This is a genomic window from Streptomyces sp. L-9-10, from assembly GCF_004151105.1.
In the GTDB taxonomy this organism is placed as follows: domain Bacteria; phylum Actinomycetota; class Actinomycetes; order Streptomycetales; family Streptomycetaceae; genus Streptomyces.
The window spans coordinates 14,919-30,573 of record NZ_PHRF01000012.1 but is presented as its reverse complement, the minus strand read 5'-3'; the positions used below and the strand labels follow the sequence as shown (position 1 = coordinate 30,573).

The following is a 15,655-nucleotide window of genomic DNA, read 5'->3' as shown; positions in this document are numbered from 1 at the left end:
GGAATATTCGCCCGCCCGTCGAACACCGGCTGCCTGACGGTCACGGCCCGGAGGGTTCCCGCCTCCGGACCGGGTGGTTTCCCTCGTCAGCCCTTGAGGGCCTTGGTGACCGCCGCGTTGAACTCCGCCACCGTCATGGGCGGGTTGTCGGTGCCCTCGGCGGTGAGCTGCTTGCCGTCCAGCTTCAGTGTCGGAGTGCCCTTCACCCCGCTCTTGTCGAAGGCGGCGGACATCTTCATCGCCCAGGCGTCGTACGTACCGTCCGTGACGTCCTTCTGGAACGCCTTGTTGCCCTTGAGCCCGCTCACCGAGTCCGCCACCTCGATCAGATAACTGTCCTTGGCGAACGTGTCAGTGGTCTCCTCGGGGTGGAACTTCGCCGAGTAGAGCGCGGTCTTGTACTGGAGGAACGCCTCCGGGCTCACATTGAGCGCCGCGCCCAGCGCCGACAGGGCGTTCTTGGAGCCCGTGCCGTTGTCGGAGTTGTCGATGAAGGTCGCGCCGACGTACTTGATCTTGAACTTGCCGGAGTCCACGCCGTTCTGGACGGTCTCGCCGACCGTCTGCTCGAAGGTCGCGCAGACCGGGCAGCGGGAGTCCTCGTACAGCTCCAGCGTGTTCTTGGCGTCCGCCTTGCCGATGACGACGGTCGTACCGTCCGTGCCCTCGGTGTTCTCCGGGGCGACGACGGACTTCTCGTCCTTCATCGCCTCCCAGTGCGAGGGCTTGTTGGCCTGGACGACGGCGAAGCCCACGCCGCCGGCTATCGCGAGGACCACGACGGCCGAGCCGAGGACGACGAACTGACGGCGGATCCTGTCCTTCTTCGCCTGCCGCTCGCGCTCCTCGCGCAGCCGCTCGCGGGCTGCCGCCTTGTTGGCCTGGTTGTTGCGTGCGCTCATGATGGTTTCACTCCGTGTGATGACGTAACTGCTGCGGGGACGGGGCGCGGCTCAGACAGCGCTGAGCGCGAGGCGCGGCGGTCCCCGCCGTCCTACGGAGTGCACGAGAAGGCGGGTACGGGACGGCCGCGGGCGGTCCGCCGGGCGCGGCCCGCGCCGTACGGCCCGGCGGACCGTGCCCGCCGCCGCGACGGCGATCAGCAGCGGCCGGAAGGCGCAGGCGCCCGCGGCCCGGACCAGCCGGGACAGCGCGGCCTCGCCGTGCCGCAGCCAGAACGCGGCGAGCAGCCCGATCGAGACATGGGCGGCCAGCAGCAGCCAGGGCAGAGCCGGGTCGGGAGAGTTCAGCAGCGGGGCCGTGGCGCCCTCGGGGGAGGCCACACCGGGCAGCGGCGTACCGAAGGCTCCCCCGCACAGGGCATCGAAGCCGACCGAGCGCAGCGGCCCCGCTACGGGGCCGCCGGCCGGGCCGTAACAGACGTTCTGACCACTGGTGAAGACGGTGTCCGCGGCCAGTTCGAGGGGGACGAGCAGGGCCGCGATCCGCCAGAAGCCCCGCTCGCGGCCCGCCGCCGCGTAGGCGACCAGGAACACCACGACGCCGATCGCGGCGACGACGGCCAGCGGCAGCGGGGCCCGGGACAGCAGCACATGCGAGCCCGCGGACAGTGTCACGACCAGTGCCGTGAACAGTGCTGCCCGCGCCGCCCTGAGCCGCGTCCCGGATATGTCCATCGTCGCCGAGTGTGCCATGTGTCCCTGTAAGCGGTCCTTAAGGATCCGGCCAGGACCTGGAGCCGCCCGGGCTCAGCCCAGCCGGCCGTTGCGGAACAGGTCGACGAAGATCTGGTGGTCGGCCCTGGCCCGCGCCCCGTACGTGTGCGCGAAGTCCACCAGCAGCGCGCCGAAGCCCTCCTCGTCGGCCGCGATCGCCGCGTCGATGGAGCGCTCCGTGGAGAACGGCACCAGCGAGTGGCCGCTCTCGTCGTCCGCCGCGGAGTGCATCGTGGCCGTCGCGCGGCCGAGGTCGGCGACGACCGCCGCGATCTCCTCGGGGTCGTCCAGGTCCGACCAGTCCAGATCCACGGCGTACGGCGAGACCTCCGCCACCAGCTGCCCGATCCCGGCCAGCTCGGTCCAGCCCAGCCACGGGTCGGCGTGGGCCTGGAGGGCCCGCTGCGAGATCACGGTGCGGTGGCCCTCGTGCTGGAAGTACTCCCGTACGGCCCGGTCCGTGATGTGCCGCGAGACCGCCGGGGTCTGCGCCTGCTTCATATAGATCACGACGTCGTTCTCCAGGGCGTCGCTGTTGCCCTCCAGCAGGATGTTGTACGAGGGCAGGCCCGCGGAGCCGATGCCGATGCCGCGCCGTCCGACGACGTCCTTCACGCGGTACGAGTCGGGGCGGGTCAGGCTGGACTCGGGCAGGGTCTCCAGATAGCCGTCGAAGGCCGCGAGGATCTTGTAGCGGGTGGCGGCGTCCAGCTCTATGGAGCCGCCGCCCGGCGCGAAGCGGCGCTCGTACTCCCTGATCTCGGTCATCGAGTCGAGCAGCCCGAAGCGGGTCAGCGAGCGGGCCGAGCGCAGGGCGGTGAGCAGCGGGCCCTGCGCCGTGTCCAGGGTGAAGGGCGGGACCTCGTCGTTCTTGGCGCCGGTGGCCAGCGCGTGGATCCGCTCGCGGTAGGCGCCCGCGTAGATCTCCACCAGTTCGGTGATCTGCTCGTCACTGAGCGCCTTCGTGTAGCCGATCAGGGCGAGGGAGGCGGCGAAGCGCTTCAGGTCCCAGGTGAAGGGGCCGACGTACGCCTCGTCGAAGTCGTTGACGTTGAAGATCAGCCGGCCGTTGGCGTCCATGTACGTGCCGAAGTTCTCGGCGTGCAGATCGCCGTGGATCCACACCCGTCCGGTGCGCTCGTCGAGGAAGGGGCCGGTGGCCGCGCTCGCCGTACGCTCCCGCTCCTGGTCGTGGTAGAAGAGGCACGCCGTGCCCCGGTAGAAGGCGAACGCGGAGGCCGCCATCTTCCGGAACTTCACCCGGAACGCGGCTGGATCGGCCGCCAGAAGCTCGCCGAAAGCGGTGTCGAAAACGGCGAGGATCTCCTCGCCGCGCTGCTCATCGGCTGCTTCAACGGGTCGCGGGACCGACATCGCGGGGTGCCTCCTGGTGCATGACAGTGGAGTGGGGGGCCTGCGCCCCTCCGAACGGGCAACGCGTGACGCTACTCGCGAGTGCCCGCCGCTGTCAGTCCCGAGACGTAGACTTCGAGGCTGTTCCCCAGGACTGTCCGCAGCCCCGTGGGGCCCCGGGTTCACCCCTGGAAACATTCAGATTCACCGCTGGAAACCACACCGTGTCGTCCGCTCGCTGGAGGCCCCCGCCGTGACCAAGCCGCCGTTCACGCACCTGCATGTCCACACCCAGTACTCGCTGCTGGACGGTGCCGCGCGGCTGGGGGACATGTTCAACGCCTGCAAAGAGATGGGCATGTCCCATATCGCGATGACGGACCATGGCAATCTCCATGGCGCCTACGACTTCTTCCATCAGGCGAAGAAGGCGGGGGTGACGCCGATCATCGGGATCGAGGCGTATGTGGCGCCGGAGTCGCGGCGGCTGAAGCGCAAGATCCAGTGGGGCCAACCGCACCAGAAGCGGGACGATGTCTCTGGTTCTGGTGGTTACACCCACAAGACGATCTGGGCGGCTGATCAGACGGGTCTGCACAACCTCTTCCGGCTCTCCTCAGACGCATACAAGGAGGGCTGGCTCCAGAAGTGGCCGCGCATGGACAAGGAGACCATCGCGAAGTGGTCGGAGGGGCTGATCGCCTCGACCGGCTGCCCCTCGGGGGAGCTCCAGACGCGGCTGCGCCTCGGCCAGTTCGACGAGGCGCTGAAGGCGGCCTCCGAGTACCAGGACATCTTCGGCAAGGACCGGTATTTCCTGGAGCTGATGGACCACGGCATCGAGATCGAGCGGCGCGTGCGCGACGGGCTGCTGGAGGTCGGCAAGAAGCTGGGGATCCCGCCGCTGGTCACGAACGACTCGCACTACACGTACGCGGGCGAGGCGACCGCGCACGACGCGCTGCTGTGCATCCAGACCGGCAAGAACCTCTCGGACCCGGACCGCTTCCGCTTCGACGGGACCGGCTACTACCTGAAGTCCACCGACGAGATGTACGCCGTGGACTCCTCCGACGCCTGGCAGGAGGGGTGCGCGAACACCCTGCTGGTCGCCGAGCAGATCGACACGGAGGGCTGGTTCCAGGAGCGGAACCTGATGCCCAAGTTCGATGTGCCCGAGGGCTTCACCGAAGTCACCTGGTTCCGTGAGGAGACGCTGCGCGGCATGGGCCGCCGCTATCCGAACGGCATCCCGGACGACCGGCTCAAGCAGGTCGAGTACGAGATGGGCATCATCATCGAGATGGGCTTCCCGGGGTACTTCCTCGTGGTCGCCGACTTCATCATGTGGGCCAAGAACAACGGCATCGCGGTCGGCCCCGGCCGTGGTTCCGCCGCCGGTTCGATCGTCGCGTACGCCATGGGCATCACCGACCTCGACCCGATCGAGCACGGTCTGATCTTCGAGCGGTTCCTCAACCCCGAGCGCATCTCCATGCCGGATGTCGACATCGACTTCGACGAGCGTCGGCGCGGTGAGGTGATCCGTTATGTGACGGAGAAGTACGGCGCCGACAAGGTCGCGATGATCGGCACGTACGGCAAGATCAAGGCGAAGAACGCGATCAAGGACTCCGCGCGCGTGCTCGGTTACCCGTACGCGATGGGCGACCGGCTCACGAAGGCGATGCCCGCCGACGTCCTCGGCAAGGGCATCGACCTCAACGGCATCACCGACCCCAAGCACCCCCGCTACGGCGAGGCGGGGGAGATCCGGGGGATGTACGAGAACGAGCCGGATGTGAAGAAGGTCATCGACACCGCGAAGGGTGTGGAGGGCCTGGTCCGGCAGATGGGTGTGCACGCGGCCGGCGTGATCATGTCGAGTGAGACGATCACCGATCATGTGCCGGTCTGGGTGCGGCACACCGACGGTGTCACGATCACCCAGTGGGACTATCCGAGCTGTGAGTCGCTCGGCCTGCTGAAGATGGACTTCCTGGGTCTGCGGAACCTGACCATCATGGACGACGCCGTCAAGATGGTGAAGGCCAACAAGGGCATCGACCTCGACCTGCTCGCCCTGCCGCTGGACGACCCGAAGACCTACGAACTGCTCTGCCGCGGTGACACGCTCGGTGTCTTCCAGTTCGACGGCGGGCCGATGCGCTCGCTGCTGCGTCTGATGAAGCCCGACAACTTCGAGGACATTTCCGCCGTCTCGGCCCTGTACCGGCCGGGCCCGATGGGCATGAACTCGCATACGAACTACGCGCTGCGCAAGAACGGCCAGCAGGAGATCACGCCGATCCACCCGGAGCTGGAGGAGCCTCTCAAGGAGGTCCTCGGCCTGACGCACGGCCTGATCGTGTACCAGGAGCAGGTGCAGAAGGCCGCCCAGATCATCGCCGGCTACTCGCTGGGCGAGGCCGACATCCTGCGTCGCGTGATGGGCAAGAAGAAGGCCGACGAACTGGCGAAGAACTTCGTCCTGTTCCAGGCCGGGGCCAAGAAGAACGGCTACTCGGACGAGGCGATCCAGGCCCTGTGGGACGTGCTGGTCCCGTTCGCCGGATACGCGTTCAACAAGGCGCACTCCTCCGCGTACGGCCTGGTCACGTACTGGACCGCGTATCTCAAGGCGAACTACCCCGCCGAGTACATGGCGGCGCTGCTCACCTCGGTGAAGGACGACAAGGACAAGTCGGCGGTCTACCTCAATGAGTGCCGGCGCATGGGCATCAAGGTGCTGCCGCCCAATGTGAACGAGTCGCAGTCGAACTTCGCCGCACAGGGTGACGATGTGATCCTGTTCGGTCTGACGGCGATCAGGAACGTCGGGCAGAACGTGGTGGACTCGATCATCCGGTGCCGTAAGGCGAAGGGGAAGTACGCGACGTTCCCCGACTTCCTGGACAAGGTCGAGGCCGTCGTCTGCAACAAGCGGACCGTCGAGTCGCTGATCAAGGCCGGGGCCTTCGACGAGATGGGCCATACCCGCAAGGGGCTGGTCGCCCATCACGAGCCGATGATCGACAACGTGGTGCAGGTCAAGCGCAAGGAGGCCGAGGGGCAGTTCGACCTCTTCGGCGGGATGGGCGAGGAGGAGACCAGCGAGCCCGGCTTCGGACTCGACGTCGAGTTCTCGGACATCGAGTGGGACAAGTCGTATCTGCTCGCGCAGGAGCGGGAGATGCTCGGTCTGTACGTGTCCGATCATCCGCTCTTCGGTATCGAGCACGTCCTGTCCGACAAGTCCGACGCCGCGATTTCCCAGCTCACCGGCGGTGAGCACGCGGACGGCGCGGTGGTCACCATCGGCGGCATCATCTCCGGTCTCCAGCGGAAGATGACCAAACAGGGCAACGCGTGGGCGATCGCGACGGTCGAGGACCTCGCCGGCTCCATCGAGTGCATGTTCTTCCCCGCCACGTATCAGCTGGTCTCCACACAACTCGTCGAGGACACCGTCGTCTTCGTCAAGGGGCGGCTCGACAAGCGCGAGGACGTGCCCCGCCTCGTCGCCATGGAACTCCAGGTCCCGGACGTGTCGTCGGCGGGCACCGACGCCCCCGTCACCATCACCATCCCGACGGTGAAGCTCACCCCGCCGATGGTCAGCAGGCTCGGTGAGATCCTCAGCCACCACCGGGGCAACTCCGAGGTCAGGATCAAGCTCCAGGGCGCCAGGAAGACCACGGTGCTCCGGCTCGACCGGCACCGCGTCCAGCCCGATCCGGCGCTCTTCGGCGACCTGAAGGTCCTGCTCGGCCCGTCCTGCCTGGCCGGATAGGCCATGCCTCGGTGAGGCGAACGCGTATGAGGGGCATCCCGGCTCGTGGGATGCCCCTCATACGGTTATGGACGGCGGGTGGTGGGGTCAGTTGTGGCCGAAACGCTTCTGCTTGCCCTTGTGGGCTGCATCCGTCGGCGTGATCCTCGACTGCACCTGCTCGGACCGGTCCTCCATCGACGAGGACTGCGACTCTTCGGTGCCACGCTCGGCGTCCGAGCGGGCGTGCTGCTTGTTGCTGCGATCCCGGTTCTTGTTCTTGGCCATGATGCTGCCTCCTGCCGGGGGTTTGGATGCCAGGCCGCGTTAAGCCTCACATAAGCCGCCAATTGGCGCATTTTGGATCATTGCCGTGTGTAGTGGTGCCTTGTCAGCGGCCTGATCGGTTCCATAGCGCCGATACGCCACGCCGATGATCGAGTTCCGGACGTTAAGCCTCTTGCCGTCGGGCAGACTCGAAGGAAACCCGCAGTAACTCCCGATCTCACGATCCCGAGGTTCCCGAAAGAAGGTGGAACACGTGGACCGCTGCGTCGTCCTGGTGGACGCCGGCTATCTGCTGGGCGCCGCCGCGAGTCTCCTCGCCGGAGAACCGGCCCGTTCCCGCATCACCGTCGACCACACCGCCCTCATCCAGGGCCTGCGAGAACGGGCCGAGGCCGATACGGAACAGCCGCTGCTCCGCATCTACTGGTTCGACGGCGCCCCCGACCGGGTTCCACAGCCCGAGCACCGGCGGCTGAGGGTCATGCCGCGCGTCACCGTACGGCTCGGCGCCCTCACCCGCAGCGACGGGCGCTGGGCGCAGAAGGGCGTGGACGCGGCGATGCACGCGGAGCTGACCGAGCTGGCCAGAAATCGCGCCTGTTCCGATGTCGTGCTGGTGACGGGGGACGGGGATCTGCTGCCCGGCCTGATGTCCGCGAAGGAGCATGGCGTCGCCGTCCACCTCTGGGCCGTGCAGGCCGCCGACGGCGACTACAACCAGTCCGAGGACCTGGTCGCCGAGGCCGACGAGCGGCGGGTGCTCGACCGGGCCTGGATCACCAAGGCCGTACGGGCCAAGGACCTGGGCGGCGTCTGCGCCCCGCCGCCGGCGCCCCGGCCCGAGATCGCGGCGATCCTCTCGGCGCCGCTGCCCGAATCGGCGCTGGCCGCGTCCGCGGAACGGGCGGCGGAGGCGGAGGCGGCGGCGGCCCGCGCGGACTCCACCACCGGCGCCGGGCGGAACGGCTCGTCGCCGGCACCCGCCTCCGCGGCCCCCGACGCGGAACCCCATCCGGCCGGCACGGGCGGCAAGGGCGTGCCGACCCCCAAGGACCTGGCGGGCCTGCGCGGCCCCGGCGCCCCGACGCCGGGCCCGTCCGGACAGCAGTCCGGGCAGCATCCGGCGGGGGCGACGCTGCGGTGGTCCTCCGACAAGGGATGGGTCGAACGGCCGGGCAGCGGCACGGCGGGCGAACCGCCGGAGACGGCATCGCTGCCGACCCTGGCGCAGCTGACCAGCGCGGAGCAGCGCTGGGCGGACCGCGAGGAGGACATCACCACGGTGGGGGGCGATCCGTTCGAGGTGGGGCAGGTGTTCGCGCGGCGGTGGATGGAACGGCTGCCGGAGGCGGCGCATGTGCAGAGGCTGTCCGTGATGTATCCGCGGGTTCCGCACCGTATCGACGGGGAACTGCTGCGGTACGCGGCGCGGTTCGGCCTGCTGGCGCACAAGGACGACCAGATCGATGAGCATGACCGGTATGCGATTCGGGCCGGGTTCTGGCGGGAGATCGATGTGCGGGCCGCGGCGGATACGGCTTCGCCGTAGGTGGTGGTGGGGGTGGGCGCGGCCCGGTGGCCCCGGCCCCCGGCACCACCGCGAACCCGCACCACGCCCCCCGCCGGAAACGTACCGGGTCGGCACAACGTAAGGTCCATGCTCGTGAGTACGGTGTGCGTGGTGCGCGATCTGGTCAAGACGTATCCGGCCGCGCGCGGCAGACGCGGCGTCCCCGGGACGCCCGCGGTGCGGGCCACCGACGGGGTCTCGCTCGACGTGCGGCGCGGTGAGATCTTCGGTCTGCTCGGGCCCAACGGCGCGGGCAAGTCCACTCTCGTACGCCAGCTCACCGGCCTGATGCGGCCCGACTCCGGTGAGGTCGAGGTCCTCGGGCACGATCTGGTGCGGCATCCCGAACGCGCCTCCCGGCTCATCGGCTATCTCGGCCAGGAGTCGACCGCGCTGGACGAACTGACCGTCGCGCTCGCCGCCGAGACCACCGGCCGGCTGCGCGGGCTGTCGCTGCGGGTGGCGCGGGCCGAGCGGGACGATGTGCTGGCCGAGTTGGGGCTGACCGAGATCGCCGGGCGGCCCCTGAAGAAGCTGTCGGGGGGCCAGCGGCGGCTGGCCTGTTTCGCCGCCGCGCTGGTGGGGGAGCGGCCCGTGCTGGTTCTCGACGAGCCGACCACCGGCATGGACCCGGTCGCGCGGCGCGCGGTGTGGGCCGCCGTGGACCGGCGGCGGGCCGAGCACGGGGTGACCGTGCTGCTCGTCACCCATAACGTCATCGAGGCCGAGACCGTGCTCGACCGGGTCGCCGTGCTGGAGCGGGGCAAGGTCATCGCCTGCGACACCCCGTCCGGGCTCAAGGAAGAGGTCGCCGGTGAGGTGCGGGTGGAGCTCGTGTGGCGCGAGCGCGCGCCGCTCGATGTTCCCGAGGTCGCGGCGCTGCGCGATTCGGCGCAGGAGTCGGGGCGCCGGTGGGTGCTGCGGCTCGCGCCGGACGAGGCGCGCGCGGCGGTCGCCGCGGTGACCGGCGGCGCGGCCTTCTCGGCGCTGGACGATTTCACCCTGGCGACGCCGAGTCTGGAAGATGTCTACCTGGCGCTCGGCGGCCGGGCGAAGGGGCTGGTCAAGGCGTGAGCAGCCGTTTCGTGAGCGACGCACGTACGCCCGTACCGAACAGGAGCAGCACCAGGTGAGCATCGTGCCTGCGGAGGCCGTGTCCGGGAGAGTCAGGACCGCGGCCGTGAACGAGCCTGCGGACGGCGCGCCCGCGCCGCTCGCGCCCCGGGCGCGGCTGCTGCCCTCGCTCGCCGCCGTGTACCGCGCCCAGCTGTCGCGGGCCCGGGTCGCGCGGATCCCGCTGCTTTTCGTGGCGACGTTCCAGTCGGTCGGGATCATGATCCTGATGCGGGGCGTGGTGGACGGGGGCGACGAGGCGCGGGCGGTGGTCGCCGGGTCGAGTGTGCTCGTCGTCGCGTTCGTGGCGCTCAATCTGCTCGCCCAGTACTTCGGTCAGCTGCGCGCGAGCGGCGGGCTCGACCACTACGCCACCCTGCCGGTGCCGCCCGCGGCGGTGGTGCTCGGTGCGGCCGGCGCGTATGCCTCGTTCACGGTGCCGGGCACCGCGGTCACGGCCGTCACCGGCAGTGTGCTGTTCCAGTTGCCGCTCACGCATCTCTGGGTGCTGGTCGCGGTGATTCCGCTGTCGGGCGCGGCGCTCGCGGGTCTGGGGGCGGCGCTCGGTCTGCTCGCGCCCCGTCAGGAGCTGGCGACGCTGCTGGGCCAGCTGGGCATGTCGGCGGCGCTGCTGCTGGGTGTGCTGCCCGCGGACCGGCTGCCGGGGCCGATCGGGTACGCACGTGACCTGCTGCCGTCCACCTACGGCGTGGAGGCTCTCGCCCGTACGTTCGACGCCCGTCCCGACTGGCCGGTGGTCGCCTTCGATCTCGCGGTGTGCGCGGCCGTCGGTGTCTGCTCGCTGGCCGTGGCGACCTGGGCGTACCGGCGGGCGGCGGTCCGATGAGGCACCCCCTGGCCAGGACTGGCACGATGGCACTGTGACCGCACCCTTGACACCGCCCCACCAACCGCCGCACGACGATCCCTGGCAGACACCGCCGGCCGGGGAATCGCCCTTTTACGGGGCCGAAGCGGAGAAGGGGCCCGATATGAAGACCGAAGTGCGCCAGGCCGTCGTGGTGATGGTGGCGGTCGCGGTCCTCGGTCTGGCGCTCGGGCTGCTGTGGCTCTGGCTCGCGCCGCGTACCCCGTTGATCTCGGACGAGACGGCGGTCTTCCTGAAGGACACCGAGGGCGAGGAGGCGATCGCGGCGGACGGTACGTTCCTGCTGCTGGCGCTCGCTTTCGGGGCGGTCAGCGCGGTGCTGGTGTTCCTCTTCCGCAGGCGCGGCGGTATCGCGCTGGTGGCGGGCCTGGCGCTGGGCGGGCTGCTGGGCGCGGTGGTCGCCTGGCGGGTGGGCGTCTGGTTCGGCCCCGAGGCCGACGTGGTGGCGCATGCCAGGGCGGTCGGCCAGGGCGTCACGTTCGCCGCGCCGCTGCAACTGAACGCGAAGGGCGCGCTGTTGGCGTGGCCCATCGCGGCGATGGTGGTCCATCTGGCCCTGACGGCGCTGTTCGGTCCGCGCGATCCGGAGCCGAGGTGGGACGACTGGGGCCCCTCGCCGTACGGCCCGGCGCCGGAAGACGCGACGCCGGACAGGCCCTAGAGGCCTTTCTTCAAAGGAGCGCCGTCTGCCCGGAGGGTGGGCCCGGCGGCGTCCGGTGCGTGCGATCGCAAGGCGGAGGGTCGCCCCAGTACTGGACGTACTGGGGTGGTCCCGACAACGCCGCGAGCGTGCGTGCCGGGCGTCGCCAGGCAGGCGGGACTTTGAAGACAGGCCCTGGTCTCAGCTCCGGCCGATGGGTGCCGTCACGGCCGACGTGAGCGCCGCCAGATCCGCCGGGGCCAGCTCGACCTCCAGTCCCCGGCGGCCCGCCGAGACACAGATCGTCGCGTGGGCCGCCGCCGAGGCGTCCACTACGGTGCGTAGCCGCTTGCGCTGGCCCAGGGGTGAGATCCCACCGCGTACATAACCTGTCGTACGTTCCGCGGCCGCGGGGTCCGCCATCGCGGCGCGTTTGCCGCCGACGGCCGCCGCGAGGGCCTTCAGATCGAGCGAACCGGCCACCGGCACCACGGCCACGGTCAGTTCGCCGTCGACGTCCGCGACCAGGGTCTTGAAGACCCGGTCGGGAGAGACCCCGAGGGCCTCGGCCGCCTCCTCGCCGTACGAGGGCGACGCCGGGTCGTGCTCGTACGCGTGCAGGGTGTACGGCGTGCCCGCGGCCGTCAGGGCGACCGTCGCCGGGGTGCCTCCGGACTGCTGCTTCTTGGACTTCTTCGCCAAGGCGGTTCTTCCCTGGGTGAGTTGAGGCGTGTCAGTTGGGGCTGGGCGGCGTGTGCGTCAGCGTCACGGCGGGCAGCGAGGGGAGATGGCGGATCACCGCCGTCTCGGCCCGCAGGAGCTTCAGCTCCTCGCGCAGCCGGGCCGCGATGTCCGGAGCCTCCAGCAGCCGCTGCTTGGCCGGGGTGTCGAGCACGGCGGCGGCGGCGACCAGATAGGACACGACCGACGGGTCGTCGGGCAGTTCGTCGCCGGAGAGCGAGCGCTCACGCGCCCCGGCCAGCCGCTTCTGGTAGTTCCGGAACGCGCGCAGCACGCCCTCGGCGAGCGTGCCCGCGCCGTCGCCCGTCCGCTCGGGGAGCTCTTCGAGCTCGGCCGTCAGATACGGGCCGCTCGCGTCGACGGAGAGCAGCCGGACCCGGGTGGTGCCGGTGGCCACCACCTCGAAGCTGCCGTCGGGGCGCTCGCGGATCGTCGCCGCGTCCGCGACACAGCCCACCGGGTGGAAGGATTTCAGGGGTTCGGGGCCGAAGCCGGCGTCGGGCCCGCGGTCGGTCAGGGCGGTTCCGTCCGGCATTCCGGGTGCTGTCGGCGCGATTTCGTGTCCGTCGCGGATGGCGACCACGGCGAAGCGGCGCGGCTCGGACTCATCGGTCTTGAGCAACTCGCGCATCATCGCGCGGTAGCGCTCCTCGAAGACGTTCAGAGGCAGGACGAGGCCCGGGAACAGCACCGCGTTCAGCGGGAAGAGAGGGAGGCGTGCGGTGGTCACAACGGTCAAGCGTAGTGGCCGCGGGGCCCTCTCCGTTCTGTCCTGCTCCGCAAAGGCATCGCCGAGGCCACTTGGATCCTCACCGCGTGCCGCGATTCGAGGAAATGACCCAGCGGATCGTCGGTGAACGAGGTCCACGGGAAGGAGGTCGCGTACGAGCCGATCAGCCGGAACTGCTCCAGCGCCTCCTCCCAGCGCCCCCGCTCCACCAGCACGTACGCCAGCAGATTGCGTACTTCGGCCGGCCACGGGTCGCCGGCCTCGTACTGGGCGGACACCGCGATCGCGAGATCGGCCGCCGCGTCGATCCGGTCCGCCTGTACGGAGGTGGGCTCGCCGCTCAGCAGCAGCGTGAAGGCGGCGCGCACGGGCAGCGCGCGGACCAGGGAGCCGGGCAGGGCGTCGTGCGCCGCCTGCTCGGCGAAGTCGAAGCACTCGCGGTGCGAGCCGTACCACTCGGCCGAGAGGTACTGGAGGGCCGCGACATGGCAGCCGTAGTGGTGCGAGGCGCGGCGCACGGCCTGCTCCCACAGCGACTCGAACGCGGTGTGGGTGGCGTGCGTACCGCGTGCGTGGTCGAGCGCGACCCGCCAGGGCACCGGGTCGCGTGGATCGCCGTCGGCCGCCGCGTCGATCATCGGGCCCGTCTCCCGGAGCCGCTCGGCGCGGGCCGGTGACTCCCAGGCCCTGCGGATGGCCAGCTCCGCCCGGACGAGCAGCGCGTCGGGGTCCCGGGGCGCGGCGCGCAGCCAGGCGGTGAGCCAGCCGTCCCGGCCGTACGCGAACGCGGCCAGCCGCACCACATAGCGGTCGCGGTTCTCCCATTCGGCGGCCTCGCGTGTCGTCGCGAGCAGCTTCGCCGCGGGCTCGTACTCGCCGAGCGCGGCGGCGACGAGCGCGGGAGCGAGCCGCTCGTCGGGGGCGTCGAGCAGCACCGCGTCGTCCGGCGGCAGCCCGGCGGCGAGCTGCGGGGTGTGCCGGACCATACGCGCGGTGCTGATCAGGGCGCGGAGCAATGACATGGTGCGGACCATTGAAAACCGCAGGTCGCGGACGCGCCAGGGGGCAGCTGTGAAGCTTTCGTATCGGGCGAAAAGGTTGTAGCGCCCAAAGTCAAGGCGAGGTAAAGAAAGCCCGGGATGCCGTTACATCCCGGGTGTCGTCCTTCCGGCGCCTCCTTTCCGGTGCAGTCTTTTCGGCGCCGGACAGCCCTCAGCCCCGCCGCAGGAGCCGCGACGCTCCCGCCGCCACCGTCGTCGCCAGGATCCAGCCCAGCATGATCAGCGCCGCCGCCGCCCACTGCCAGCCGCCCTTCAGCAGCCAGTACCCGTCCTGGCCGAGGTTGATCACCGGGATCAGCAGGTCCAGGGTGAACAGCGCCGGGTTCCACACCGGGTGTCCGTCGCCCTTGATCGCCTCCGGGGCGTGCCGGGCGAAGGCGACCGTGCTCGCTCCCCACAGCACCGCCATCCACAGCGCCGCCCGGCCCGGCCGGTAGCCGTAGGCCACCGTCCAGTCCTGGAGGTAGCCCCAGAGCTTCGCCGCGAGCGGCAGCGTCTCCCGGCGGCGGCGTTGTTTGGCGAGGAGGACCTCCCGCGCGTCGGCGTCCTCGCCGGTGTTGCGCAGGACCTGGGCCAGTCGTTCGTACGGCTCCGGGGAGTACTCCGGGGTCGCCGCCGCCACCCACTCCAGCCGTCTGATCAGCGGGAAGTGGCCGAACGGGACGAGATTCTCGTAGACGAAACCGCCCATGGCGAGCCCGCCGGGGCCCGGCCAGCTGGTCGACATGTCGACCAGTGTGACGATCTTCGCGCCGTTCAGGACGACTCTGCCGTCCTCCAGCCGCTCGCACTTGAAGCGCAGTTCGGGGGTGCTGATCCGGCGCAGCGACAACTCCTCCGTGGGGGCGAGATAGAACCGCGCCTGGTCCATGTCGACGGCGTCGCCGAAGCGGCCGTCGTCGAGCCGGACCCCGCCCCGGCACTCGAAGCGCTGCAACCGCGTGCCCAGGAGCGGTGTGGCGACGCTGCCGACGCCGTGCGGGGGTGTCATGCCGGGGTCGCCGGTCTCCGTGCTCACCCACGCGCCCGTCATGTACAGCGACCGCTCCACCGTCAGCTGAGGGGCGTTGAACGCCCGCCGCTCCTCCGCGGCCCGCAGCCGGCTGCCGCGCAGGCTCAGCGACACCCCGATCTTGGCGCCGCGCAGACTGACCTCGCCATATGTCTCGATCTGATCGGCCTGGAGGTCCTGGGCGACGGACATTCCGTCCGCGGTGATCGCCCGGCCCAGCCGGTCGGGACGTACATCGATCTGGCTGATCAGCAGATCCGTGCCGATCTGCGCGTCGGTCAGCCTGATGCCCCGCTCGACCCGGCAGCGCGGCAGATGGAGATCTCCCTCGGTCTGGAGGCGGGCGGCCTCCAGCCGGGGGATGGCGCAGCCCACCATCCTCAGGGTGGTGAAACGCGACTCGGGCAGCACCACCTCGTTCTCGAAACGGCAGTGATTGAGCTCGACGTACGGGGCGATCGTGCCGCCCGCGAGGTTGAGCGTGCCGGTGATCTGCACCCCGCGGAGCTTGAGCGCGGCGACCCGGCCCGGCAGTGCGGCGGGGCCGTTGAGCAGCAGCAACGCGATGACCCTGGCGCGGACACTGCGGTCCGTGCCCCAGGGACGCGGCGCGAAGGGGTCGTTCAGTAAGGCGTCCGACGTGCTCAGGTCGTAGGTGCTGCCGTTGCGGAACGACTGCCACATGCCGAGTTCCGCCGCGCTGAGCCAGTCGGGAGATTCGTCGTTCTGCGGCTCGGTCACTGCCGCGCCTCCGCTTCCCCTGTGCGTACAGATGGTCCGTACAAGTGATGACGGACGGTCCGTGCGACT

Annotated in this window: 13 protein-coding genes; 5 read left to right on the top strand and 8 right to left on the bottom strand. The window is 70.1% G+C overall.

Annotation, left to right across the window (positions count from 1 at the left end):
* Window positions 1-86: 86 nt before the first annotated feature.
* From CU044_RS02845 to CU044_RS02835, 3 genes are all read right to left on the bottom strand, one after another.
* Window positions 87-902, bottom strand: a complete 816-nt coding sequence (locus CU044_RS02845; protein WP_129766834.1) for a DsbA family protein — start codon at window positions 900-902, stop codon at window positions 87-89.
* A 51-nt stretch (window positions 903-953) separates the two neighbouring features.
* On the bottom strand, window positions 954-1,637 hold the full coding sequence (locus tag CU044_RS02840; protein WP_129766833.1) for a hypothetical protein: 684 nt from the start codon (window positions 1,635-1,637) through the stop codon (window positions 954-956).
* 72 nt (window positions 1,638-1,709) lie between these two features.
* On the bottom strand, window positions 1,710-3,050 hold the full coding sequence (locus CU044_RS02835) for a DUF2252 domain-containing protein (RefSeq protein ID WP_129766832.1): 1,341 nt from the start codon (window positions 3,048-3,050) through the stop codon (window positions 1,710-1,712).
* A 232-nt stretch (window positions 3,051-3,282) separates the two neighbouring features.
* On the opposite strand from CU044_RS02835, the gene dnaE reads away from it, so the two are divergent.
* Window positions 3,283-6,822 (top strand): DNA polymerase III subunit alpha, encoded by a 3,540-nt coding sequence (gene dnaE, locus CU044_RS02830; protein ID WP_129766831.1) that lies wholly within the window; start codon window positions 3,283-3,285, stop codon window positions 6,820-6,822.
* Window positions 6,823-6,909: 87 nt separating this feature from the next.
* On the opposite strand, the gene CU044_RS02825 is transcribed toward dnaE, so the two are convergent.
* Window positions 6,910-7,089: a hypothetical protein gene (locus tag CU044_RS02825; RefSeq protein WP_129766830.1), complete on the bottom strand. Its 180-nt coding sequence runs from the start codon at window positions 7,087-7,089 to the stop codon at window positions 6,910-6,912.
* Window positions 7,090-7,333: 244 nt separating this feature from the next.
* Between CU044_RS02825 and CU044_RS02820 the strand changes: the two genes are divergently transcribed.
* From CU044_RS02820 to CU044_RS02805, 4 genes are all read left to right on the top strand, one after another.
* The gene (locus CU044_RS02820; protein WP_129766829.1) at window positions 7,334-8,638 is read left to right on the top strand and encodes an NYN domain-containing protein; all 1,305 of its coding nucleotides are present in this window, start codon (window positions 7,334-7,336) and stop codon (window positions 8,636-8,638) included.
* Between the two features lie 108 nt (window positions 8,639-8,746).
* Entirely contained in the window at window positions 8,747-9,733 is a 987-nt protein-coding gene (locus CU044_RS02815) for an ABC transporter ATP-binding protein (protein ID WP_129766828.1), read from the top strand.
* A gap of 79 nt (window positions 9,734-9,812) precedes the next feature.
* Window positions 9,813-10,619 (top strand): ABC transporter permease, encoded by an 807-nt coding sequence (locus CU044_RS02810; protein ID WP_240045304.1) that lies wholly within the window; start codon window positions 9,813-9,815, stop codon window positions 10,617-10,619.
* Window positions 10,620-10,653: 34 nt separating this feature from the next.
* A complete protein-coding gene (locus CU044_RS02805) occupies window positions 10,654-11,322 on the top strand; it encodes a DUF2567 domain-containing protein (protein ID WP_129766826.1) in 669 nt (222 codons plus the stop codon).
* Between the two features lie 180 nt (window positions 11,323-11,502).
* Here CU044_RS02805 and ybaK read toward each other — a convergent pair whose 3' ends face one another.
* The 4 genes from ybaK to CU044_RS02785 all read right to left on the bottom strand — a co-directional run bounded on the left by ybaK (window position 11,503) and on the right by CU044_RS02785 (window position 15,586).
* The gene (gene ybaK / locus CU044_RS02800; protein WP_129766825.1) at window positions 11,503-12,003 is read right to left on the bottom strand and encodes a Cys-tRNA(Pro) deacylase; all 501 of its coding nucleotides are present in this window, start codon (window positions 12,001-12,003) and stop codon (window positions 11,503-11,505) included.
* Between the two features lie 31 nt (window positions 12,004-12,034).
* Window positions 12,035-12,772, bottom strand: a complete 738-nt coding sequence (locus tag CU044_RS02795) for an LON peptidase substrate-binding domain-containing protein (protein ID WP_129766824.1) — start codon at window positions 12,770-12,772, stop codon at window positions 12,035-12,037.
* 5 nt (window positions 12,773-12,777) lie between these two features.
* Window positions 12,778-13,806, bottom strand: a complete 1,029-nt coding sequence (locus tag CU044_RS02790) for a hypothetical protein (RefSeq protein WP_129766823.1) — start codon at window positions 13,804-13,806, stop codon at window positions 12,778-12,780.
* Between the two features lie 178 nt (window positions 13,807-13,984).
* Entirely contained in the window at window positions 13,985-15,586 is a 1,602-nt protein-coding gene (locus CU044_RS02785; RefSeq protein WP_129766822.1) for an oxidoreductase, read from the bottom strand.
* Window positions 15,587-15,655 lie beyond the last annotated feature (69 nt).

Coding starts and splice junctions, on each gene's coding strand:
- CU044_RS02840 (WP_129766833.1), bottom strand. CDS start 1,637: ATGGACATATCCGGGACGCGGCTCAGGGCGGCGCGGGCAGCACTGTTC.
- CU044_RS02845 (WP_129766834.1), bottom strand. CDS start 902: ATGAGCGCACGCAACAACCAGGCCAACAAGGCGGCAGCCCGCGAGCGG.
- CU044_RS02825 (WP_129766830.1), bottom strand. CDS start 7,089: ATGGCCAAGAACAAGAACCGGGATCGCAGCAACAAGCAGCACGCCCGC.
- CU044_RS02835 (WP_129766832.1), bottom strand. CDS start 3,050: ATGTCGGTCCCGCGACCCGTTGAAGCAGCCGATGAGCAGCGCGGCGAG.
- CU044_RS02790 (WP_129766823.1), bottom strand. CDS start 13,806: ATGGTCCGCACCATGTCATTGCTCCGCGCCCTGATCAGCACCGCGCGT.
- CU044_RS02815 (WP_129766828.1), top strand. CDS start 8,747: ATGCTCGTGAGTACGGTGTGCGTGGTGCGCGATCTGGTCAAGACGTAT.